Source organism: Mucilaginibacter hurinus, from assembly GCF_003324525.1.
Lineage (GTDB): Bacteria > Bacteroidota > Bacteroidia > Sphingobacteriales > Sphingobacteriaceae > Mucilaginibacter > Mucilaginibacter hurinus.
Map to the genome: position 1 here is coordinate 1 of NZ_QGDC01000005.1, position 23,892 is coordinate 23,892.

Consider the following 23,892-nt stretch of genomic DNA (forward strand, 5'->3'; position numbering starts at 1 on the left):
TGCTCCTACAGCATTAGCGGCTCGTTCCGGGTGGTCAGTTTGCCGCGGAATCAGGTGGTCAATTTACCGCGGAATCGGTGGTCAGTTTACCACGGAATCAGGTGGTCAATATCAGCGAATTCTCCAAAAACCTTCGATGTACTTGTTGATAATGATGTTATCGAACTGTCGTTGCCAACTTTATTGAAGGAGAATTTAAAATTTCCTCCCAGACCATATCAGATTGAGGCATTTGCGCGCTTTTTTTATTATTTAACAGATTATAAAAAAAGAGCTAAACCATCGCAACTCCTGTTTCACATGGCAACAGGTAGTGGTAAAACTTTAATCATGGCTGGCGCTATGCTGGAGCTTTACAGGTTAGGCTATAGGAACTTTTTGTTTTTTGTAAATACGGATACGATAATTCGTAAAACTAAAGAGAACTTCCTTAATCCAGTGTCTTCGAAGTATCTATTCAAGGACCGTATCAATATTGACGGCGAGCAAGTAGGGATAAGAGAAGTTGAAAATTTTGAGAGCGTTAGTGAAAATTCGATAAACATTCTATTCTCAACGATTCAAGGCCTTCACTCGCAGTTGAACAATCCGCATGAAAATAGCGTTACGTTTGACGATTTTACTGATAAAAAACTCGTACTAATTTCCGACGAAGCGCATCACGTTAATGCCCTTACAAAAAAGAAATTAGTTGGTGAAGAGGCTGAAATAAATAACACTTGGGAGGTAACTATAACTCGCATTTTCAACTCCAATCCAGAAAATGTGATGCTCGAATTTACGGCTACGTTAGAGCTGTCACATCCGATGATCGCTTCAAAATATAATTCAAAGTTATTGTATGATTACGCCTTGGCAAAATTTAGACAAGACGGTTTTTCTAAAGAGGTAAAAACAATTCAGATCGATATTGAAGCTATTGATAGAGCTTTAGTTGGTGTAATTATTAGTCAATATAAAAAGAAAATTTTCTCAAAATACGGTATCCTTGTAAAGCCGGTGATTATGATGAAGTCGGATTCAGTAGCTTCATCGACACAAACTGAAATTGAGTTTAATAAAACGATAAGAAACTTTAATGCAGGTAACATCAACCGATTGCGAAGCATAAATAATGATACGCTCAATCAAGCATTCCTGTACTTTGAAAGTTTAGGAATATCTGATTCGAATTTGATCGATGAGATCAAGGAAGATTTTTCTGAAGATAAAGTCATATCAGTTAATTCAAAAAACGACTCTGATCAAAAACAGCTCATCATTAATAGCCTAGAAGACAAGCAAAACGAATACAGAGTAGTATTTGCGGTAGATAAATTAAACGAAGGTTGGGATGTACTAAACCTGTTCGATATAATACGGCTTTATGAAACGCGCGACAAGGGCGGTAAAACAACAACCCAAGAAGCACAATTGATTGGTCGGGGTGCCAGATACTTCCCTTTTAAGCTAAATGATAGTGATGAAGCAGATAAAAGAAAATTTGATGCAGATATAGAGCATGATTTACGTATTGGAGAGACATTACATTACCATTGTTTTAACGAGCCTCGTTACATCTCCGAACTTTATGCAGCGCTACGCGAAATTGGAATAGTGCCTAATGAAAAAACGGAAGTGCAATTGGAATTGAAAGACGAATTCAAGAAAACGCAATTTTACAAGACCGGATTTATATTACTCAATAAGAAGGTAGAGAATGATCCTAAAATTTATGGTGAATATCAAGAGCCAATTTTACGGCATTATTTTACTTACAACATAAGAACAGCAGAAAATAGGGAGAGCTTAATATTTGAAGAGGGATCTGTTGCAGAGAGTCAACATATTTACAAAGCAACTCAGAGTTACGAGTTGATTACGTTTGATAAGGCCATTATTAGAAAAGCTATTGCCAAGTTACCGTTCTTCCAATTTAATAGAATTACACGTTTTTTTCCGTCGCTTAAATCAATAGATGATTTTATCGAAAAATCTAAATACCTGGGTGGTATCAAAGTTGATGTAACCGGTTTAGCAAAGGATGTAAAGAATTTAACACCTAAAGTTAAGCTAGATATATGTATTGATATATTAACTGCTATATCAGAAGAAGTTTACCAGCGGTTTGGAGAATTCAAAGGAACAAAAACGTTTTCAAGAGAACCAATTAGAAGTATCTTCAAAGATAAGAAGCTGTATTTTGCACTAAATGAGCAATCAGATAAGGAAGCTGGCCGAGCAACAATGAGAGGAGACATTGACCCTAAATATTACGTCAACTTGCTGGCCAACGATTGGTATGCTTTCAAAGAGAACTATGGTACATCTGAAGAAAAGTTCCTCGTTAAGTTCTTAGATAGTCAAATGCAAGAACTACAAAAGCGATTCAATGATATATATTTGTTGAGAAATGAAAAGTTCTTTAAGTTATATCGTTTCAGTGATGGTAAAGCTACTGAACCAGATTATGTTCTTTTTATGAAAGAGCGAAAATCAAACGAAGATTTGATTTATCAATTATTTATTGAACCTAAAGGCGGTCATCTTATGGCCGTAGACTCCTGGAAAGAGGACTTTCTAAAAGAAATCGCAAATGAAGCCAAAGTTGAACTTTATCAAAACGAACAGTTCAGATTAATAGGAATGCCGTTTTATAACAAGTTTGAAAAAGAGTCTCAGTTTAAAGATGCGTTAATAAATGTTGGAATTTAATTGTTTTAGAATCTTCTCGTTCTACTAGCCGCAAGATATTGCTCTTGTTGATTGTCTATTAACTCATAAGCTTAATTCTTTTAGATACCATTATGTTGAAAAAAATAATCTCAGGATCAGCATCCTACTATAGGCATTGTTGCCTAATTGTAACTATCATAAGCTTAACGTCGATAGCTGCTAATGCGCAGAATAATACAAAATCAGCACGCATAAGTAATCCTATAATACCCGGAGATTTTGCAGATCCATGCGTTTTGTTATATAAGGACACCGTTTATATATATGCTACAGCTGCGAACATTGGTTCGGTATGGCGCTCTGCGGATATGATAAACTGGAAACTTACTAAATTAAATTGGCCAACTTCAATGCGTCAACCCGATGTATGGGCACCAGCGGTAAGGCAAGCAACTGATGGTAACTTTTATCTTTATACATCAGTCAATCATCAGATATACGCGGGAGTTGCTAAGCATCCATTAGGTCCGTTTAAAAATATTTTAGGAGACAGCGTATTCATTAAAGACAGGCAGTACTGGCCTAAAATACACAGCATTGATGCCGATTGCTTCATAGATAATGACGGCCAGGCTTACTTGTACTGGGGCAGCGGTTGGGATTTTAAAGATGGTGTATGTGCGGTAGGGCGTTTAAATAAGGATATGGCATCTTTTAAAGAAAAACCTGTAGATATTACACCCGCGGGATATTTTGAAGGGCCGCATATGCTTAGATATAAAAACAAATATTACCTGATGTACTCGGATGGAATATACTTTAATGATAGTTACAAAGTACGGTATGCCATTGGAGACTCGCCAACAGGTCCGTTTGTGCAAGCCTCTAACAGCCCTATTTTAACCTCAAACCTAGCAAAGCACGTTAGCGGCCCCGGACATCACTTCACTATAAAACTAAACGGACAACACTACATTGTTTACCATAAGCATACATACCCTTTTAAAAATGGCCAGCGCCAGGTATGTATTGATAAACTCGACTTTGACGATAAGGGATTAATAAAGCCGGTAATTACTACGGACGCCGGAGTAAATCTGTTTCCAAAGAAACGGCAGGTTGATCATAACCTAATAAAACCGGTTCAAATAAAAGTATCTGCAGACGATGGTAGTTTTTATAAGGCGAGTTATGCTGCTGATCAGAATTTCGGCACAAGGTGGCTCGCACCCGTTGGCAAGGATGCATTTCTGGAAGTCGATTTAGGTAAAATCAAAAAGGTTACGGGTGTAGAACCAATTTTTGATAGTATAATGGGTAGCTATGATTATACCATTGAGTATTCTGCTAATGGAACTGATTGGACCTTATTCGCAACGGCACAAAATGAAAACGCTACAGAATGGCCCGTAAGGCATAGTAAACGCGTAAACGCCCGCCACGTACGCATTAATATAAAAGCTTTGGATCCGGGAATACAGGCAGGGCTGTGGGAGCTTAATATTTACCAGTGAAATGCATGGCAACGTTGTAACATCGCATTAAGATAAATAATTGATTGCTTAGGTCACCGCAATTGTAAAACATTCCCCAAAACAATAACTTAGAGGGCCAGGCAGCAACAGGCATTTTTTGTTGGTCAATACAAATTTTTATTATGCGCTTCACTTCCGTTTGGAAACATTTCCCACATGCCGACCAGCAAGCAGAAACATTGGCAAAAGAAACCCTTTTATTTCAACAAAAATTTAATTGCGACTTTATTAAAGTTACGCCCACTGGTACATGGCAGGCAGTATGTATGGGTGCTGTAGACGAGCCTTTGAACGACATATTGGGCCGCAGAGCTGTTAAAGCGCCATTTATCAATGTAACTGATGATTGGTTAAGCATTCCTGATTTTGCCCAAACAAAGCCTTGGGCGCTCGAAGAGGTTATAAGAACATGCCAGATAATATGTGCCGAAACGAAAGTACCTGTGCTTACGACAATTTTTTGCCCAATTACCCAGGCGGTACAGCTTGCAGGCATCAACACCTTTATGAACCATGTCAAACAGGCTGAATATGAGGTTAAGGCGGGAATAGATAAAATCACTGACAACACCTTGCATGCTATAGAGAAACTGAAAGAAACCGGCATCAAAGGGATTTTTTTTGTAACACAATACCGGCAACCTCACCTAATGCAGCCCGATATCTACAAAGAATTTGGTGAGCCGGCGGATATTAGATGCCTGCAAAAATGCCGCGACCTTGATTTTAATATTTTTCATATACACGGTGAAAATGTAGACCTCAACCTGAAACCCCTTCCGGATAATTGTCTCTTACATATTGAATATACGCCAGCTAATGTTAAACATATGACGCGATTTGCCGGAGATCTAAAAAAAGTACTAACCGGCATCCCCATATCCGAGATGCTAAGTTGTGATACATTGGAAGACATAAAGTTATGCGTCCAGAAATACAGAAACATGAATAGAGACGCCATTGCAATGTCGCCTGCCTGTGTCATCCCTGTAGACTTCCCTGAGCAACTGCTAAAAAAATGGGTATCTGTTTTACAAGAAGTAGCTGTAGAAATATGAGAGAAGACTTTAATGAATTGGCTGACATCAGATTTAGCAAATTTGAAAAACAGTGGCTTGAAATACCGGTTTTTGAGTTGTTTGCAAGTATTGCATTAAAATACCCCGAGAAGATTGCGGTAAAAGATGATGAAATAGCGTTTACATACCGTGATTTACATGCCCTTGCTATAAGTATTGCTTCGGTGGTAGCGTCGCACACAGGTGCCGGCAGGGAACCAATAGGTATAGCTTTACCTAATAACCCCTATTTTCAGGCAGCAATGCTTGCAGCGTTATCCATAGGCTGCCCGTACGTGCCTTTGGATATTGACCTCCCGCCCGCCCGCAACCAACTCATCATTGAACAGTCGGGACTAAGTACTATTATAACTACTGCAGATATAAACGAAATCCCGGATGCATTAACAAGAGTTAATATAGATCAGCTGCTTGTTGATGGCGGCGCAAGCTTTAAACCCTGCGCCCAACCTGAAGATGTAGCCTATATCATTTATACATCGGGCTCAACCGGTATGCCCAAAGGGGTGTATCAAAACCAGCGTAATTTGTTGCATGATGTTATGCAATATGTTAACGCTGTACATTTATCGGCCAGTGATAAATTAACGTTACTATATTCGCCGGCTGTCGGCGGCTCGGTAAGAGATATTTATGGATCACTGTTATGCGGTGCAACCTTATGTATTAAAAGCCTGAAAAAGTCAGGTTTATATAGCCTGGTCGATTTTATTGACCGCGAAAAGATTACAATCTATCACTCCATACCCAATATATTCAGGACATTTTTAAAGCTTAATCAACCCCAAAAAGACTTGTCATCTGTAAGATTAATCTACCTTGCCGGCGATCGTATTTTTAACCCTGATATAAACTTATATAATAAATTCTTCGGCAAAAAGTGTCTGGTATATATTGGCATAGGGGCTACAGAGGTAGCCACCATATACCGCCATTGGCTTATTGACCATGATACAAAAATTGATCAGGAGCTTGTACCCGTGGGCTATGCGGTTGACGACAGGCGTATGCAACTGCTGGATAATGACGGAAATGAGGTGCCTAATGGCGAAGCCGGCGAAATCGTTGTTAGCAGCGCCTACCTGGCTTTAGGTTATTGGAATGATAGCGAACAAACTCATAAGTCATTCGCTTTTAACCCTGAGCACCCCGGGATACGCATCTACCGTACCGGCGACTTAGGCCGGATAAACGGGCAGGGGCTTTTAGAGTTTATAGGCCGTAAAGATAACCAGGTTAAAATTAATGGGTACAGGGTTGAGATAAGCGAAATTGAGGGTATGTTAATGGACTATTCCGGAGTTGAAAAATGCGGTGTAGTCACGTGTTCCGTTGCCGGAAACAACGCGCTGTTTGCTTTTTACACCAGCAATAAGCAACTAGATGAAGTTGCCCTAAAACTATGGCTTGGCACAAAGCTACCGGGTTACATGGTGCCTAAAAGATGTATCCAGATAACCGAAATGCCTTTACTGCATAATTTTAAGAACGATACGATTACACTTAAAGAATGGGCAAATGCCTATGCTAATGTACAGCTATTTCCAGATCAGCCTTATGAACCTGGCGATAAAGATGCATTAAATAAGTTACTACGGACTACCTGGGGCCAATTCTTAGATGTAAGCTCCTTTGATAAAAATATGGCCTGGAGCGATGCCGGAGGGGATTCTATTGGTGCGGCTAATTTCCTGGTACAACTGGAATCGGATCTGGGTATAACGTTACCAACCGAATGGATACATGGAGGCATGAAACCCGTTGAGATATTAAAGGTTTTAGAAAAAACAATTGCTGCTCCAATTAAAACAAAGGACTTTGTATTGTTTTACTTTACACCGATAAAAGGTATTTCTGAGGACGGAAGGTCACTTGTGCGCCTGTTAGGCGCTGAAAATATCGAAATAAGGATAATTCATTACCCGGATATACTTAGTTTACCCGATAAGCGATATAACTGGCCAAAAATAAGTAAAAGCATTGTATCACAACTGAATATCGACATTGAAAACACCCGGTTTGGCTTTTTGAGCAATTGCAATGGCTCAAATTTTCTTCTTAATGCAACACCTCTCCACATACTTAAAAAAAGTTCATTTATAGGGGTAGTTGACCCCAGAACATATCACAAAAAACGCCGCCTAAAACATGGGCCTTTTATGTACATGCTTACGGAGTTGCTTAAAAGACAATCGTTTAACACTGTAATGAATGAAATTTTCAGGCAGTATCCCGTTTTGATAAGCATCGTAAGAAAGTTGCACAAGGATTTTTTAAATCACAGGAACCTTTTCATTTTATTGAACCATAGAAACAAAATACATTACATAGATAATAAACTGTATTTCTTTTCAACCAGAGGAGAGTTAAACATCAGGATAGCTGATTATTTAAAACCTTTTTTCACCAGCATCGAACTGATAAACCTGGATTGTGAACATAGGTCAATGTTTGACAATGAAAGTTCAACAAAAATTAAGGATAAGATATTGCATGTTATCCGGCGTACAGGTACGTCCTAAGAAAATTATCTTTATACATTTAATTACACACTCATAAAACGCTGGGCTTTTATGAATACGTCGCTACCTTTTTAACCGTTTAAAAGTTGTGCATATAAGCCAGTAGGAGCTTAACCCCCATAGTACGGCCGGTTGTATTCTGCAGGTTTCCTTCTAAAAAATTGCCCTCGTTAGGGGTACTAAAATTAATAGGCTGTTCATACCCGTTGGTGTAGCCGTGGGTAAACAATAAGCCTGCCCGTAAGTTGAATCGCCTCCGCTTCAAATTGGCCCCAACTTGCCAATGTATATTATCCCAACTGCTTAAATGGCTTACAAAACCTAAGTCGTCTTTAAATGCGTTGTCGTCCGAATAACTTTTATCCAGCCGGGCTGACAAATAGCCCGTAACATCTTGCTTTATCTCATAACTAACGCCCATGCCGAAGTTAAACACAGATGTGCGGGCGTCCTTCAGCTTGAAAAATTCGCCGGTAATGAAGCTATTCACCTCGGTAGCCGGTCTTGCAACCAAATCCCTGTTTGATAGCAGGATATTATAGTCAGCCACACTATTAAAATATTCGCCGGCAAAGTATAACTGGCCTTTTTTAAAGTCGTATGAGTAACCTACCGCTGCGCTAAACGGCATTTTCCAGTTGGCTTTAAGCTTGGTTTGACGAGCGTTTACCAACAAATTCAGCGTATCGACAGGCTGACTGCCATCTTCTGAAAATACAGCCAGGTTGTTTAAGGCGTTGTCACTTAAAATAGAACCCCGCCCATATAATTTAAGCAGCGGTGTAGTTAACATTAGCCCGAAATGATGCCTGTTTAAATCATAGGACAGTCCCGTTTTAAAGCGCAGGCCTGCATGGGTTACTTTAGCCTGGTAAAATTCCTGTACGTTTACAAACGGTGGAAAGGGCGAATTTCTGCCATCGTTAATGATAGCCCTGAGGCTTTTGTCGCTGCTATAAAACTGGGTGTGGACGCGTCCTTCAGCTGTAAAACCTAAGGCCAATCTTGGCGAAAGTTTAAACCCGCCGCTTAACATACCTGATGTCGAATTCACTTTGTTTTGCAGCGAATATTGTCCCAGAAAAAACTCATCTCCCGGGCTATAAACGTTAAGCAATGCATCAATACGGCCATCAAACTGCTGCGACGCCTGGTAGTTTATCAGGTGGTCCTGAATAAGGGCGTAGCCAATGGTGAAGGGCTTGGAGCCTTTAAACCGCATGGTGCCCGACACCATTTGCGGAACAATGCCAGCGTTGTTTGATGTAAGGTGACGGCCCGGACCAGCACCGTTTTTTATGCGTATAGATTGTAGCTGGTAAAGGTTGCCGCTTATGTTTGCGGAATTTTTATTGGTGAATGCTAACAATGCCGGGTTATAAAATACAACTCCGCTATCCCGATTATTGGTTATTACAGCGCCAGGCACAATAAATCCGGCCGGCGAATAATCAGCAGACCAGTAATGTGTATCCTGGGCAAACGACTTTAAGCCGCAAAAACATAAAAGAACAAGTATAATTTTTTTTGTCATGACTAAAATTAGCGCCAATTTATTACAATTAGGATATTTAAGGTATAATCATTGTTATTTTTGAGAAATTTTTTTTGCATATGGTTAACTCGCTAATAAAACAGGCTCTTATTACTACTATTTTGACAATAATAGTAAAGGCAGGCTTAGCGCAAAGCCTGGCTTTTAGCTATCCCGCTAACTATTTGCCTGATGTATCAACAGATCGTGCACTTGATATAACCAATTTCAAAGGCGGTTTTTTTGTTACCTGGAAAAATGCCGGCGCAAGCGGAAACGTTAACGTATGCTACCTGGGCAAACAGTACGAATCGAAATTTATTGAACAAAGGCAGGGTGTTGACGCTCAAACAGCTTTTGCCCCGGCTTTTACCAGCATGAATAACCGCCTTTATACTTTATGGATTAATACCGACGGGGGGTTAAATTACATTGTAAATAAAAATGATACTGCGTTTAATGTAAGCGACATACGTACCTGTAGCTTTAATACCAATATTAAACTGCACGACGGTATAACAGCTGCAGCGGTAGGTAATAAATTAATAATAGCATCACGCGCCAATGATAAGAATAGTGTAGTATACGCGGTGCTGCAACCTAACGCAGACGGGACGCTTGGTGCATCGGGGATAATAAAAGTACCCAATGTAACAAGCGATAATTACCCGTTCATTGTGGGCAACGGGCCTAAAACAGCACGTTTATTATTTAAAGGATATAAGGATACCGGGATTTATTATGCTGATTTTGATATACAAGCCAACACCTGGACCGGTAAGTCGCCATTGTTAAAATCGCAAACTGAGGTGTCGCCTGCAGTATATAAAGTATTGCAAAGCAACGAGTTATTTTACGTATGGAATGGCCCTAAAAAAGACAATAACCTGTATTACGCCTACGACCTGGACGGCGATCGCCGCGTTACAGCGACTGCCTTACCCGGCTATTTCGCTACAGCACTGCCCGTATCGATATGCAGTGTTGACGATCGTAAGTTCATCCTGTCTTACGTTGGTGAAGACGGAAAACTGTATATAAGCTATTTTACAGATTACAACCCGGCCAACTGGATGGAAACAGAATTAATGACTACAAAGGCCGACAAAACATTAAAAGATATTGTTATCCCCGGATCGCACGATGCAGGTTTATCTGTATTAAATGGCGTAGGCGGTATGCAAAGCGGCCCCATAAATGAATGCAACACATTAACACAGAAGCTAAGCGTAGGCCAGCAGCTGAACGCCGGTTTGCGTATGTTTGATATAAGGGTAGGCACACATAAAAATGCATTTTACACAAAGCATTGCTCTTCAGATTGTATGGAAGATTCATTCGGCGGCGCTTATGGTGAAAAACTGGCCGATATACTAACAGCCACTAAAGCTTTCCTTGAAAAAAATAAAAAAGAGATAGTCATTATGACGCTATCGCATTTCTGCGAACGCGAAACACCCATGAAAAAGCTCTCCGATACAATATTCACCGTATTGGGGAACCATCTATACTACGAGCCATCTAAAGATGTATCGCAGATAAAGTTAAGCGAACTGGCCGGAAAAGCAATTGTAACTTTTGAAGGCTATGCCCTCCCTGATAAATTGATTGATTCAAGCTCGATGGCTAAGAAGTCAAAAGCTTTTTTAAATATCCGCAGGGAATATGCCGCTACTAATAAAATGGCCAATCTGCTGTTAAAACAAAATACTTTTTTTTCAGGATTGGCAAAAGATATTAATCAAAACGACCTGGTGCGGCTGGATTGGCAGCTTACGCAAAGCCCGGATGAGGCAGCGATGATATGTAATGATTTTGAGAGTAAAAAGCCGGGGCTGCTTATTAATAGCGCCATGTTGTTAACAAACATGGTGAAAAAGTACAAGAGCATTATTGACCATTCAATAATGGGTAATAAATTTATTTCAAAGAGTGTTAATGATTGGATAAACGCTGGTGTTATTACCAAAACAAATAAGCCGAACATCTTATATGTTGATGTGGCCGGATCATGGATAACTGATTATTGCATAGAGCTTAATAAGTCGAAAATTTATAACTGATTAACGGCGGCTATTTTTATCTACAACTGCCGCTATTAGGGGAGCCTGTACGTCAACATCGTATTGCTGAACATTATTTTGTGCTTGCAAGCCTAAGGCAAGCAAGTGCGCTGTATTAGTTTGCATACTTATTATAGCGTTTGCCATTGCCTGTGTATCACCATAAGGCACAGCAATACCGCCACCTTTTTTAAACATTTCGGTTACACCACCTGCGTTTTCAAAGTAAATAACCGGCTTCGCCAACGCGGCCGCTTCCAGACATACCAAGGGAAAAGGATCTTCCCGGGAGGTTAAGGCAAAAACATCAAAAATCTGGAAATAATCTTGCGGGTTTGTAACACTCCCGGTAAATATAATATCGTCATGAGTCAAGCCGAGGCGTTTCAGTTCATAGGCCAGCTGATTTTTAAAAAAATATTCAAGATGCCCAATCCAAACAAACCTTATTTTTTTGCCGTGCGGGGCTTTTTTTATAAGTAAAGCTAGCTGGATGAAAATATCCACACCCTTTCGCCAGCTGGTTACGCCGCAGCCCCCTACTATAAAGTCGTCGTGTATACCCAATTCACTTTTAACCAGGCCGGCTTTTTTTCCGGGCATCTTAATTTCCTTTACCGGAACAAAAGCGTTCACCAGGCTTATTTTTTCAGCAGGAATACCAAAGTTTTCTGCCAGATTGCTACCGGTGCTTTCTGATACTACTATATAATGATTGATCAATTGTAAATAATCAGCAGTTAGCGATTCAGGATAGTATGTTTTAATACTGTACTCATTTTCATGAACATGAAGAATAACCGGGCAATTATGTTGTTCCTTTAAATAGGGAAGCAATTCAGTGGAAGCAACCGTGTTGAGATAAATAAGATCAAAGTTTTGTGAACGTAATTGCCTGGGATAAGATTTATAAATAGGTTTATCAAATAGCCTGGAACTAAGTTTGGATATAGCACGTTGTGGCCATGTGGAACCCGGCGTTCCGGGTGCCCATTTATATACAGGTGCAAGTGTAGCAAAATCTTTTTCTATGTCTGTTTCTCCGCCGTCTTTTATCAGTATTGAAAACTCAAAGTCGGCATGATCTTTCAGCCAGTGCATAAGATGTTTTAATACAAGGGGTGCGCCCGTACGGGAAGCATCGTGCGAAACAAATAATATTTTCTTTTTCAATCCGGGAGACTTATGTATTGTTGTGCAGCAAACTGTCTATAACGTGGTTTTTGTTACCTGTAAAGTTATACAGATATTCACAATCAAGGTAACCCAAAAAAGTCACGAAATTTTTCTGGTTACGGTCGTCGTACAGCCCGTGCATGGCTTTTGTGATCTGAGTTTGTACAGAGGCCGGCGATTTTATCTCGTACGAGCATTGTTTGCCATATAACAGGCCGGCGCCATAGGTAAGCAGTGGTTTGCCTTTCAAAATAACTGAGAATTCCATTTTTGATCCTGAGCAAAATACAACGTCTGCCCAATCTATCAACTCATCCGGGTTACCATTTACTATAGCCAGATTGCTATTCACTCGTTTATCCTGCTTGAATTGATTATGGGATGGATGCGGTTTAAATATTACCCGGTAATTTGTATTCATACGTGCAATATCAACCGCTTGTTCATAAGCCGACTCATGGAATGGTAGCAGCCCTTTTCGTTCCGGATGATCTGCGGGATAGGCTCCGGCGTCGATTTCTCCTATTCCAAGCACCAGTACTTTTACCATTTCCTTATCCTTAAGCTTAAAATCGGCAGGTATTTTTACTTCGGCCTGTTGATAAATGCTCAAACTGGTAGCTTTCAGCTGTTGATAGATACCAGTGCCTTTTTTGGTAAACACATCGCGGCTGCCGGCATTATAATCAGCTAACGGGTCGGTATTAAATATGGCGGATGTAGCCAGTACACCTTTGCTATCCAATATAAAAGTATCGGGCAAAAAGCCCCAATCAATCCCTGCAGTTTTAATACCCAATATCTTAGCCGCGTCGTAAGCTACGCCAAATCTGCAACAATATGGGTTCCAACAAATAAAACAGAGTGGATTAATAATGGTAAATACCCGGGCGCTTTCATTAACATACTTTTTTAGTTCAGCCCGCGCAAAGTTGCTGTCTCCATTACCGTTCCATTGTTTAATGCGCTGCAACCACTTATTTCCATCAAGTAAAAACCGTGTTTTTATGATATTCCAGTAACGCCTGTATTGATTTTTTTCCTGAACCGGGAAAATTATTTTTTCGATATCGTATTTGCTAAAACGCTCATATTTATGATCTGACCATAATTTTACCTGCAGGCCACTGCCCTCAAGGTCTTTAATAAGCCGCAGCAATCCCTTTTGCTGAATGTCGTTAAGCCGGGGTATACAGGAAATGAGTACCGGGCGCATAAATTTTACTGTTTTTTCCAGTCTAATACGGTGGCAACAAGCGCTTTTCTGAATGATGCATATGACCGTATAGTCGGGTCAAATGATGTTTCGTCGACATAAAACGTAAGCGCATCCTCCGCCGCATCAATATCGCTTACACGCAAAACCCCTAACCTGAAGGTAACAGCATACCGTCCCTTTTTCAAGGGCGAATAAAGTTTAATTATATAACTATGTTCACCGGGCTCCTGGCCTTCTAAAGCGGTTTCGTCAACATCAGATAAGAAAGAGTTAAATATCACCACACCGTCTTTTTTCACTTCTACAATAGGACAAAATCCCAAAACACTTTCTTTAACCGTGTATTTAGCAGTAAGCACCACCGGCTCAAATACATCATATTCCGGTTTAGTAGTGCCCGTTTCGTCGCTTAAAGACAGATGGGTGATATAGCCTTGTTTATCCGGCTGGGGAGCGAAGTTAATTGTACAACGCTCATCACCCTCATCCAACGGGATATCCTTTAAGTACATATCCGTTATCAGGTCAATATCGCCGGCTTGCTGCAGCGTTCCGTTTTTTAAGAATATACCTTTTGAGCAAAGGTTTTTTATTGAGCCCAGGTTATGGCTTACAAACAACACCGTACGTCCTTCGCCCTGGCTCACATCTTTCATCTTGCCCAAACACTTTTTTTGAAACTCATAATCGCCCACGGCTAATACTTCATCTACAATCAGTATCTCTGAATCCAGGTGCGCGGCAACAGCAAAAGCCAGGCGTACATACATCCCGCTTGAGTATCTTTTTACCGGTGTATCTATATACCGCTCTACGCCCGAAAAATTCACGATATCATCAAAGTGCTTTTTTATTTCGTGTTTGCGCATACCTAATATCGCGCCGTTTAAAAATATGTTTTCGCGCCCCGTCAGTTCAGGATGGAAACCTGTGCCTACTTCAAGTAAGCTGGCTATACGACCCTTTATTTTAATGGAACCGGTAGTGGGCGAGGTTACACGACTCAGGAGCTTTAGCAAAGTGCTTTTACCTGCGCCATTACGGCCGACAATCCCTACAGCATCACCTTTGTTTATATCAAAATTGATATCCTTTAAACTCCATACAATATCGCTGGCGCCTTTAGTGGTGCGGTCATTAGCTTCGGCTACTTGTAAAAAAGGGTCTTCTTTACCGCGTATCCTTGCCAGCCAACGCTCAAAGTCGCTGGTGATTGTACCCGTACCAATTTCTCCTAAATGATAAGCTTTCGAAATATTTTCGACACTGACTGCAATGTTACTCATGTATACCTGCCATTACACTGTATCAACAAATTTCTTTTCCACCCGGTTAAATATGATTACTCCGATGATGGCAACACTAGCGGTTACACAAGCACAAAAAGCGAGGCTTTGCCAGCTAAAACTTCCGCTACCTAAAAATCCGTGCCTGAATGTTTCGATTACAGGTGTCATGGGATTATACTTGATAAGCCACGCATATTTTGGAAATTTTTCAAGCGCTGTAGATAATGGGTAGGTAACTGTGGTAGAATACATTAATAACTGAACGCCAAAAGTTACCAGGAAGGCAAGGTCGCGGTATTTAGTAGTAAGGGCAGAAATAATCATACCGAAACCTAAACCCATGCAACCCATTAAAGCCACAATAACCGGAAATAACAAGATGTGCCAGTTAAGCCCGAAGTGCACACCGGTAATCATGTAATATATTATCATAGCGATAAACAGCAATAGCTGAACACCAAATCTAACCAGGTTAGATATTACCACGCTGAGGGGCATAATAAGTCTGGGGAAATACACTTTACCGAATATGTGTGCATTATCTCTGAAAGTACTGCTTGTTTTATTAAGGCAGTCGGCAAAATAATTCCACGCTGTAATACCAGCCATATAAAACAATGGCGGCGGAATACCCTCGGTTGATATACCCGCCAGATTGGTAAATATAAATACATACATGGCAGTGGTAAAAATGGGCTGTATAAAAAACCACAATGGGCCTAAAATGGTCTGTTTATATATAGAAACAAAATCGCGACGGACAAGCAGTACCAATAGGTCGCGGTAGTGCCAAACATCTTTTAAGTGCAGATCGAAAAGTTTACCACCGGGTTTTATCTCCAGGTCCCAATGTTCTTCGGGATTACTCGCAGTTGATATATGCATCAATAGTTTAAACTAGTACCCTTGCATCTGGCTACCGGCTGTTATAAAAGGAAACTGATAGTTGCGCCAGATGACATCAGGTTTAATACCATAAAAGTATTAAAATTTTACATATAGCGGCACCCGGTGTGATGGAAATACACATTTAAAGCCAAGTTGAACTTTGCAAGTATATGTGTTTAATTAAATAACCTTCTTATATTTTTTATATTCTTTATCGGTTATCCAAACGTACCTGTCTTTAAGACACCTGGCACAAAAAAATTTTTTTACAGGCAGAAAAAATAATACGTTTTTCAATAACCAGCTCCGCCGTTTCGGAAAATGAAATGGTGTGCCACATTTGGAGCAAAGCAATTCGGGTTTTTCGTCATCATTCATAGCATCTGCTAAAATATATTTTTTCAATTTTTATTCTTGTCAGAACCTGAACTTACGCGGATAACTGCATTGGTTTATAACTCATTGTGGTACAGGCTTAGGCAATTATTTATATTAATAAAAAGGCAAAATTACATTAAAAAAACGTTACCCCAAAATGCTGATGCAATATACCCAAAAGTGGGTAAGATTTTAAAATATGGTATTAAGGCTGTCGGCAGCTAATAAATATTGTAACTTGGATACCGTCAAAAAGCAATACGATTAAATTTAGCTTTTCGTTACAAGTAGGGCATGCAACCGAAAGATGATTATCAACTTTTAATTTCAAAGATAAACACCTTCATAGGTAAGTATTATCTGAATAAGCTACTACGTGGGCTTATATTTTTTTGCGCGGGCCTGTTTTCTATATATCTGCTCGTTAACATTGCCGAATATCTGGGCAATTTTAACACATTATTACGGTCGGTATTATTTTATTTATTCGTTATTTTTAGTATCGCGTTAATTGTTCGGCTCATCATACCGGCTTTGTTAGGGTTACTCAAAGTAGGCCGGTCTCTTACCTATGATGAGGCAGCGCAAATTATCGGAAAGCATTTTAGTCATGTAAATGATAAACTGCTTAATACGCTCCAGTTAAAAAGGCAGGTACTTAATCAACCGGGCAAACATGAACTCATAGCCGCTGGTATTGATCAAAAAATCAAGGAACTCCGGCCCGTAAGTTTTCCTTCAGCAATTGATTTAAAGCAGAATATCCCTTATCTTAAGTGGGCGCTTATTCCGATAGGTATTATATGTGGAATTGCGCTCACAGCGCCGACCGTGTTAACCGAAAGCACCAAACGGATTATAAGGCATAACGAATATTTTGCACCAGCTGCACCCTTCAAATTCATTATTTTAAATAGTCCGCTAACAGCTGTTCAGGGTGATGATATACCTATTGAAGTAAAACTGGAGGGGAACCACTTACCGTCAGACGTTTATATAGAAACGTACGGCAGTACTTTTAAGCTCAGTAAGAAATCAGTGAGCCGTTTTCAACATGAGTTTAAAAACATGCAGCAGGATGTTACATTCAAGCTGACAGGGAACGGTTATGCATCAGCCACTTACATCATAAAGGTAAGTAAAAAGCCTACGCTTATAAGTTTGGATGTTGAACTTACTTATCCTGCGTATTTAAATAAAAAATCAGAAAGACTGCAAAACGCAGGTGACCTTACTTTGCCTGCAGGTACGCTGGTTAAATGGCTTATCCATACCCAAAATACTACGCGCCTGGATTTTAAAATTGCCGGCCGCAATCAAGTGTTAAATCCGGAGAAGGCGGATAGATTTAGCTTTACTACTAAAGTTTTTAACAGCACCTCTTATAAAATTACAACGTCAAACAGCTTTGTTAACCGCAGTACAGACTCTTCAGCGTATCAAGTTAATATTATCAGTGACGAACCTCCGGCAATTGCCGTTGAGCAGAAACATGATTCTATCAGTAGCAAAGCGCTATACTTTAACGGCCGCATACAAGACGATCACGGTTTTAGCGCGCTTACTTTTTACTGTCGCGTTGGCAAACCGGGACAACAACAACGTTTATTTGCCAAAGCCATAAAAGCAGACTTCACGAATGTTCAGGCTGACTTTTTTTATTTCTGGAATTTAAAGGATTTGCGTGTTACCCCCGGCGACCGGGTAACCTATTTTTTTGAGGTTGCTGACAACGATGGTGTTACCGGCCCCAAAAAAACCCGTACGCCCGAACGTACGCTTGAAGTACCAGACGCAAAACAACTTGATGAGCAATTGAATGCAGGCACAAAAGCAGTGCAGGAGAAAACCGAATCGGCCGTGAAGCTTGCAGCCGAGATAGAACGTGAATCGCAAAAGCTCAAAAGGCTGCTGCTAAATAAAAACACCCTGTCATTCGACGAAAAAAAACAGGTAGAGCAATTGCTGCAAAAACGACTCGAGTTAAATGAACTGGTTAAAAACATACAGGAAGAAAATAAAAAGAACGTATACAACCGCCAGGAAAACCAGCAAATAAGCGAGGAGATAAAAGAGAAACAAAAACAAATTGCCGATCTTTTTAATAATGTGCTTGACCCCGAAACCCAGGAAATGTTAAAAAAGCTGCAAACGTTGCTTGAAAAAGGAGAAAAAGACCAGGCACAGGATGAATTAGCCAAAATGCAAATGGATAATAAATCACTAAAAAAGGAGCTGGACCGTGTTTTGGAACTTTATAAAAAACTTGCTTTTGATCAAAAGGTTGAACAAAACATCAGTCAGCTTAATCAGCTTGCCGTAGAACAACAAAAACTTTCCGAACAAACTAAACAGCCCAATGCGGACAGGCAGGACTTGATGCAGCAACAACAAAATCTTAGTGAAAATTTTAAAGAGGTAAAAAAATCACTGGAAGAGTTGCAAAAGGAAGATAAGGCGTCAGGCGGAAAAATGGATTTTAACAAGCCTGAACAGGAAGAAAAAGCCGTTGATAAGCAAATTGAAGAAAGCACGGAAAATCTGAAAAAAAATGAACGCTCAAAAGCATCAAAGGCGCAGGAACAGGCAGCTAAACATATGCAACAGCTCGCCTCAAAAATGCAGGAGCAACAGCAGGAGGGAGAAGAAAATGAAAATAATATCAACGCGGCACAACTACGCGAGTTACTTAAAAGCCTTGTAAACAGTTCATTTACCCAAGAGAAAGTTATGCAATCGCTACGGAATACCAGTACGGTTGATCCGGCTTATGTTAGCTTAGCACAACAACAAAAAGACATTAAAGATAATCTGAAAACTGCAGAAGATAGCCTTTACGCGTTAAGCCGCCGCATCCCGCAGATACAATCAACTGTTAATAAAGAGGTTACGAACATCAACGATCATATTGTTAAAACGCTGCAAAATATGGGGGACCGTAAAACGCCCGAAGCACTTAACAACCAGCAACATGCCATGACGGCAATGAACAATCTTGCTTTGTTGCTTAGCGAGGCGCTTGAGCAATTGCAAAACATGCAAAATAAAGGTAAGGCTGGTAAAGGCAAAAAGAAGCAGCCATCGGTATCCCAGTTATCCCAAATGCAGCAAAAGCTTAATCAAAATATGCAAAAAGCCCGTGAGCAGATGAAGCTGCAGGGTAATCAGGGTCAGGGCCGTGATGGCCGGCAAAACATGAGCGAGCAGCTGGCTAAAATGGCGCGTCAGCAACAACAGATACGCCAGGCTCTTGAACAAATTAACCGCGACGATAATAAAGACGGCCGGGGCGGCTTAGGGAACCTTGATAAAATTTCAAAAGAAATGGAACAAACTGAGCGTGAAATCGTAAACAGGAAGATAAGTGAACAAACGATAAAGCGACAGCAAGAAATACAAACCCGTTTACTTGAGGCTGAAAAAGCAGAGCAACAACGTGAACAGGATAACAAGCGGGAAAGTAATTCTGGTAAGGATATACCGCCGGGATATATAAAAGCGTTAAAAGATTATCAGCAAAGAAAAACAAAGCAAACCGAACAAATACGTACAGTGTCGCCGGCGTTTAACTTATACTATAAAGAAAAAATAAAATCTTACTTTGAACAACTAAATGGAAAGTAAAATGGAACACGAAAATGTTCAAACCGGTGAACTGTATACATTACAACTTCCTTCAAAATATGAAAGTATCAACCAGCTCGAAAATCTGATAGAGGAGATTGCTGATAAATATAATGTGCAGGAGGATGTGTTTGCTAATATGATGACCTGCCTTAATGAGGCATTGATGAATGCTATTATACACGGAAATAAGCTCGACGAAAATAAAAAGGTAATTATCAACGCCGAAGCCGATACAAAAAAGCTGGTATGGACTATTACTGATGAGGGCGAAGGCTTTGACTATACCCATCTTGCTGACCCTACAGCTCCGGAAAATATCGAAAATTTAACCGGAAGAGGAGTATTTATAATTAAACATCTTGCCGACCAGTGCATTTTTAATGCCCGGGGCAATGAGGTGGAACTTCATTTTAAAATATAATGCCCGCCATACAGTTTTTTGAAGAGGACATTGTTTTCAAACTAAAAAATAAAGCTAAAATCAGGGAGTGGGTTACCAATACTGTCACAAGCGAGGGGTATAAGTTAAAGGAACTTAATTATATCTTTTGTTCAGACGCTTATTTGCTCGAAATCAACCGGCAATACCTTAATCACGATACATACACAGATATAGTTACGTTTGACAATTCCGGGGTGAAAGGTACTATTATTGGCGATATTTTTATTTCAATTGAGCGTATTCGCGAAAATGCTATTAAATATAAAGTGGCTGAAACTGATGAATTACACCGGGTGATAATTCACGGCGCGCTACATCTGGTAGGCTATAAAGACAAAACTCCCGCCGACAACAAAAAAATGACACAAAAAGAGGACTTTTATTTGAACTTGCGCTCATTTAATGCCTAATTTTACCCTATTTATCTGTTTACCAATAATTTAAAAACAATGAAAGTACTTACTATTCTGCTGTCATTGCTGTTTGCAGCACCATCGTCAGTATATGATTTCAAGCTGAAGGATATCGACGGAAAGGGATTTAGTTTAGCCAAATACAGGGGCAAAAAGATATTGATAGTTAATACAGCATCGGGCTGCGGCTATACCAAGCAATATGCCGACCTGGAAAAACTATCATCACAATACAAAGGCAAACTTGTTGTAATAGGAGTTCCTGCTAATAATTTTGGTGGCCAGGAACCCGGTACCGAACTGGAGATAAAAGCATTTTGCACTAAAGAATTCGCAGTCACTTTTCCGTTAACACAAAAAACAAGTGTAAAAGGTGATGATATTGCGCCGCTGTTTAAATATTTAACTACTGCACCAAACCCTGATTTTACCGGCGATATCAAATGGAACTTCGAAAAGTTTTTGATAGATGAAAACGGAAAGTTAATACACCGTTACCGGTCGGCAGTAACGCCCCTGGCACAGGAGATCACTAAAGAAATATAACAGGTATCAGAGTTTAATTCTCTTAAGAAGGCAGTTTCCATACGGAACTGCTTTCTTAATTTTTATCCTGCTCTTTTTTTGCTGCCTCTTCCTGCTCTTTTCTTTGTTTTTCTGCCAGCTCTTTCTGTGCCTTTATACGTTCTTTTTCGGCCTTTTCTTTGGCTTTGCGTATCGAATCTTGTTTGGCCTTAGCCGCACGTTCCTTCTTTTTAAAGTAGCCCCTTAATAAAAAGTTGTTTTGCGCTGCTTTTAAATCCTCATGCAATGTTATGGTAGCAGCGTCAACTGTTTTTATTGTTGACCGGGCCTGTTTAACCGTGCCGCGCAGATCTTCAGCTATCTGGTCGTCATTGAGCAACCGGCCCAGGCTACCTTTACCATGGTTTATTTTATAAACAATGTCTGACAGGTTTGCCGATAGTGTCTCAGCGTTATCTGCAACCTTTGTAAGTTTATTGATCACCTTGTCTACATCCAGTGGGTTTACAGCCGTCAATCTATCTCCATTTTCAACAACTTCCGTGCTTTTTATTCCCCCGGGGGCAATAGTAATTAACCGGTCTCCCATTAATCCATCACTGCCTATACTCACCTTCGAGTCTTTTTTAACAAACTTCCTTACACTTTCGTTAAGGGTAAGGTCAACACGTACCATGCTGTCGGTTATAATATTAATGTCGCGTACAACACCTACATTTATGCCGGCGAAACGCACGTTATTACCTACCTGCAAGCCATTAACGTTTTTAAACTCGCCGTAAACGCTAAAGGTTGAACTGAACATGCTTTTTTGGTTGCCAATTACAAATATGCCCAGTATGAGTACGGTGATACCAATTGCGGTAAAAAACCCAATTTTTATTTTTTGCGATGAGGTTGTTTTCATGATTGCTCCTTAAAAAAAGATCTTACTATTTCGTTATCTGATGTCTTAAGCTCATCAAATGAGCCTTCCGCGATATATTCGCCTTCGTTCATAACAACTACGCGGTCACTTGTAATGCGTGCGCATTCCATATCGTGCGTAATAATAACGGATGATATTTTATACTTCTTCTGCATATTGAGTATCAGTTCGCTAATTTCCCGCGAAGTGATAGGATCAAGCCCGGTAGTAGGTTCATCATAAAGCATGATCTCGGGGTTTACTATCAACGTACGCGCAAGACCAACCCTTTTACGCATACCGCCGGATAGGTCTGAGGGCATTTTATCTATCGCATCCAGTAATCCTACGCCGTCTAATACTTCCTCAACGCGTTTATTTATTTCATTTTGGTCTCTCAACTTTAACACCCGGGTTAATGGGAACTCCAGGTTTTCGCGCACGGTCATCGAGTCATAAAGTGCCCCGCCCTGAAAAAGGAAGCCTATTTTATTACGCAGTTGTTTAAGTTCGTCATCAGACATCAAGGCGACGTCCTCGCCAAAAACTGTTAGCTCGCCCTCGTCGGGTTTAAGCAAGCCCACTATGCATTGAATTGTAACTGACTTGCCCTGACCAGACTTACCTAAAACCACAACGTTTTCGCCGCGCTTAAGGTCAAGGTTTATATTTTTAAGCACGTGTTTACTCCCAAAGGATTTTTTAAGTCCTTTTATATGGATAACCACCTCATCCTTATCATAAACAGGGTTTGCTGGTTGCTCAACTATGTTTGCGGCTGTGTCCATTATTGGTAATATAATAAGTTGGTTATCTGCACAGCTATAGCGTCTATCACAAAAATCCAAAGGGACGCTGTAACAACTGCCGAGTTGGCTGCCACGCCTACGCTTTCGGTACCTTTGTTTGAATTATACCCTTTATAGCATCCTATAAATCCAATGGCAAAACCAAAAAATATAGTCTTTATGAATGCTGGTAAAAAGTCAGAAAATTCAAGTATGGCCATGCATTTGGTAAAGTAGAGCGAGAGACTGATATCATCGGTAAGATTTACCGCTATGAAGCCGCCGAATAACCCTATCACATCGCCGATTAGCGTAAGCAACGGAATCATGATTGACGCCGCAATTATACGAGTTACCACAAGGTATTGAATTGGGTTAGCGCCTGATACTTCCATGGCATCAATTTGCTCAGTAACCTTCATACTGCCCAGTTCTGCGCCGATACTTGACGATATTTTACCCGCACAAATTATAGCCGTAATTACAGGCCCTATCTCGCGAATCAGTGCGATAGATAACGTACGTGGCAGCATACTTTCTGCGCCGAACTCAACCATGGTAGGCCTGAGCTGCAGTATGAGCACAACGCCCATAATAAAAGAGGTAATGCCTACCAGCATAATTGATCGGTAACCAATTTCATAACACTGGCGCACAAATTCCGACCATTCAAACCCGCCGGTAAAAATATTACGCACAAAGCGCATGAAGAAAACGCATTGCTCGCCAATGCCTTCCAGCCATCTTTTCCATGCGGGTATAACTTCCTCTGTCATAATAAATTAATATAATTCACACTACATTAAAACTCCATAATTGTTTTGCCGCGGTTAAACGCTAAATACAATTGCG

At 40.3% G+C, this 23,892-nt stretch carries 17 protein-coding genes; 9 read left to right on the forward strand and 8 right to left on the reverse strand.

Annotated features, from left to right (window positions below; genetic code table 11):
• The first annotated feature begins 183 nt into the window (after positions 1-183).
• The 4 genes from DJ568_RS09400 to DJ568_RS09415 all read left to right on the forward strand — a co-directional run bounded on the left by DJ568_RS09400 (position 184) and on the right by DJ568_RS09415 (position 7,791).
• Positions 184-2,694, forward strand: coding sequence for a DEAD/DEAH box helicase family protein (locus DJ568_RS09400; protein WP_199560943.1), 2,511 nt, complete (start codon positions 184-186; stop codon positions 2,692-2,694).
• Positions 2,695-2,786: 92 nt separating this feature from the next.
• On the forward strand, positions 2,787-4,169 hold the full coding sequence (locus DJ568_RS09405) for a family 43 glycosylhydrolase (RefSeq protein WP_114005025.1): 1,383 nt from the start codon (positions 2,787-2,789) through the stop codon (positions 4,167-4,169).
• A gap of 143 nt (positions 4,170-4,312) precedes the next feature.
• Positions 4,313-5,248: a uroporphyrinogen decarboxylase family protein gene (locus tag DJ568_RS09410; protein WP_114005026.1), complete on the forward strand. Its 936-nt coding sequence runs from the start codon at positions 4,313-4,315 to the stop codon at positions 5,246-5,248.
• Positions 5,245-7,791: a non-ribosomal peptide synthetase gene (locus DJ568_RS09415; RefSeq protein WP_158534910.1), complete on the forward strand. Its 2,547-nt coding sequence runs from the start codon at positions 5,245-5,247 to the stop codon at positions 7,789-7,791. The genes DJ568_RS09410 and DJ568_RS09415 overlap by 4 nt, the downstream gene beginning before the upstream one ends.
• Positions 7,792-7,870: 79 nt before the next feature.
• Here DJ568_RS09415 and DJ568_RS09420 read toward each other — a convergent pair whose 3' ends face one another.
• Entirely contained in the window at positions 7,871-9,325 is a 1,455-nt protein-coding gene (locus DJ568_RS09420) for a hypothetical protein (protein ID WP_114005028.1), read from the reverse strand.
• Between the two features lie 80 nt (positions 9,326-9,405).
• On the opposite strand from DJ568_RS09420, the gene DJ568_RS09425 reads away from it, so the two are divergent.
• Complete coding sequence (locus tag DJ568_RS09425) at positions 9,406-11,388, forward strand: phosphatidylinositol-specific phospholipase C domain-containing protein (RefSeq protein WP_114005029.1); 1,983 nt, start codon at positions 9,406-9,408, stop codon at positions 11,386-11,388.
• Here the strand turns inward: DJ568_RS09425 and DJ568_RS09430 are convergent, their stop codons facing one another.
• From DJ568_RS09430 to DJ568_RS09445, 4 genes are read right to left on the reverse strand one after another with little or no spacing between them, the layout of a single operon-like run.
• Positions 11,389-12,561, reverse strand: coding sequence for a glycosyltransferase family 4 protein (locus DJ568_RS09430; RefSeq protein WP_114005030.1), 1,173 nt, complete (start codon positions 12,559-12,561; stop codon positions 11,389-11,391).
• Positions 12,562-12,571: 10 nt separating this feature from the next.
• A complete protein-coding gene (locus DJ568_RS09435; RefSeq protein ID WP_114005031.1) occupies positions 12,572-13,780 on the reverse strand; it encodes a hypothetical protein in 1,209 nt (402 codons plus the stop codon).
• A 5-nt stretch (positions 13,781-13,785) separates the two neighbouring features.
• Positions 13,786-15,069 (reverse strand): ABC transporter ATP-binding protein, encoded by a 1,284-nt coding sequence (locus DJ568_RS09440; protein ID WP_114005032.1) that lies wholly within the window; start codon positions 15,067-15,069, stop codon positions 13,786-13,788.
• Between the two features lie 12 nt (positions 15,070-15,081).
• Positions 15,082-15,957 carry an ABC transporter permease gene (locus DJ568_RS09445; RefSeq protein ID WP_114005033.1) on the reverse strand — a complete coding sequence of 292 codons (876 nt, stop codon included), beginning with the start codon at positions 15,955-15,957 and terminating at the stop codon, positions 15,082-15,084.
• 675 nt (positions 15,958-16,632) lie between these two features.
• On the opposite strand from DJ568_RS09445, the gene DJ568_RS09455 reads away from it, so the two are divergent.
• Genes DJ568_RS09455 through DJ568_RS09470 form a run of 4 tightly spaced genes read left to right on the forward strand, consistent with a single transcriptional unit; the run spans position 16,633 to position 21,366 of the window.
• Positions 16,633-19,962 carry a DUF4175 family protein gene (locus DJ568_RS09455; RefSeq protein ID WP_114005035.1) on the forward strand — a complete coding sequence of 1,110 codons (3,330 nt, stop codon included), beginning with the start codon at positions 16,633-16,635 and terminating at the stop codon, positions 19,960-19,962.
• 1 nt (position 19,963) lies between these two features.
• Entirely contained in the window at positions 19,964-20,386 is a 423-nt protein-coding gene (locus DJ568_RS09460) for an ATP-binding protein (protein WP_114005377.1), read from the forward strand.
• On the forward strand, positions 20,386-20,817 hold the full coding sequence (gene ybeY, locus DJ568_RS09465; protein ID WP_114005036.1) for an rRNA maturation RNase YbeY: 432 nt from the start codon (positions 20,386-20,388) through the stop codon (positions 20,815-20,817). The genes DJ568_RS09460 and ybeY overlap by 1 nt, the downstream gene beginning before the upstream one ends.
• 39 nt (positions 20,818-20,856) lie before the next feature.
• Positions 20,857-21,366 (forward strand): glutathione peroxidase, encoded by a 510-nt coding sequence (locus DJ568_RS09470; RefSeq protein WP_114005037.1) that lies wholly within the window; start codon positions 20,857-20,859, stop codon positions 21,364-21,366.
• 55 nt (positions 21,367-21,421) lie between these two features.
• Here the strand turns inward: DJ568_RS09470 and DJ568_RS09475 are convergent, their stop codons facing one another.
• Genes DJ568_RS09475 through DJ568_RS09485 form a run of 3 tightly spaced genes read right to left on the reverse strand, consistent with a single transcriptional unit; the run spans position 21,422 to position 23,816 of the window.
• The gene (locus DJ568_RS09475; protein ID WP_114005038.1) at positions 21,422-22,252 is read right to left on the reverse strand and encodes an MlaD family protein; all 831 of its coding nucleotides are present in this window, start codon (positions 22,250-22,252) and stop codon (positions 21,422-21,424) included.
• Positions 22,249-23,040, reverse strand: coding sequence for an ABC transporter ATP-binding protein (locus tag DJ568_RS09480; protein WP_114005039.1), 792 nt, complete (start codon positions 23,038-23,040; stop codon positions 22,249-22,251). Before DJ568_RS09480 ends, DJ568_RS09475 begins: the two co-directional genes overlap by 4 nt.
• Positions 23,040-23,816, reverse strand: a complete 777-nt coding sequence (locus DJ568_RS09485; RefSeq protein ID WP_114005040.1) for an MlaE family ABC transporter permease — start codon at positions 23,814-23,816, stop codon at positions 23,040-23,042. The genes DJ568_RS09480 and DJ568_RS09485 overlap by 1 nt, the downstream gene beginning before the upstream one ends.
• Between the last annotated feature and the right edge of the window lie 76 nt (positions 23,817-23,892).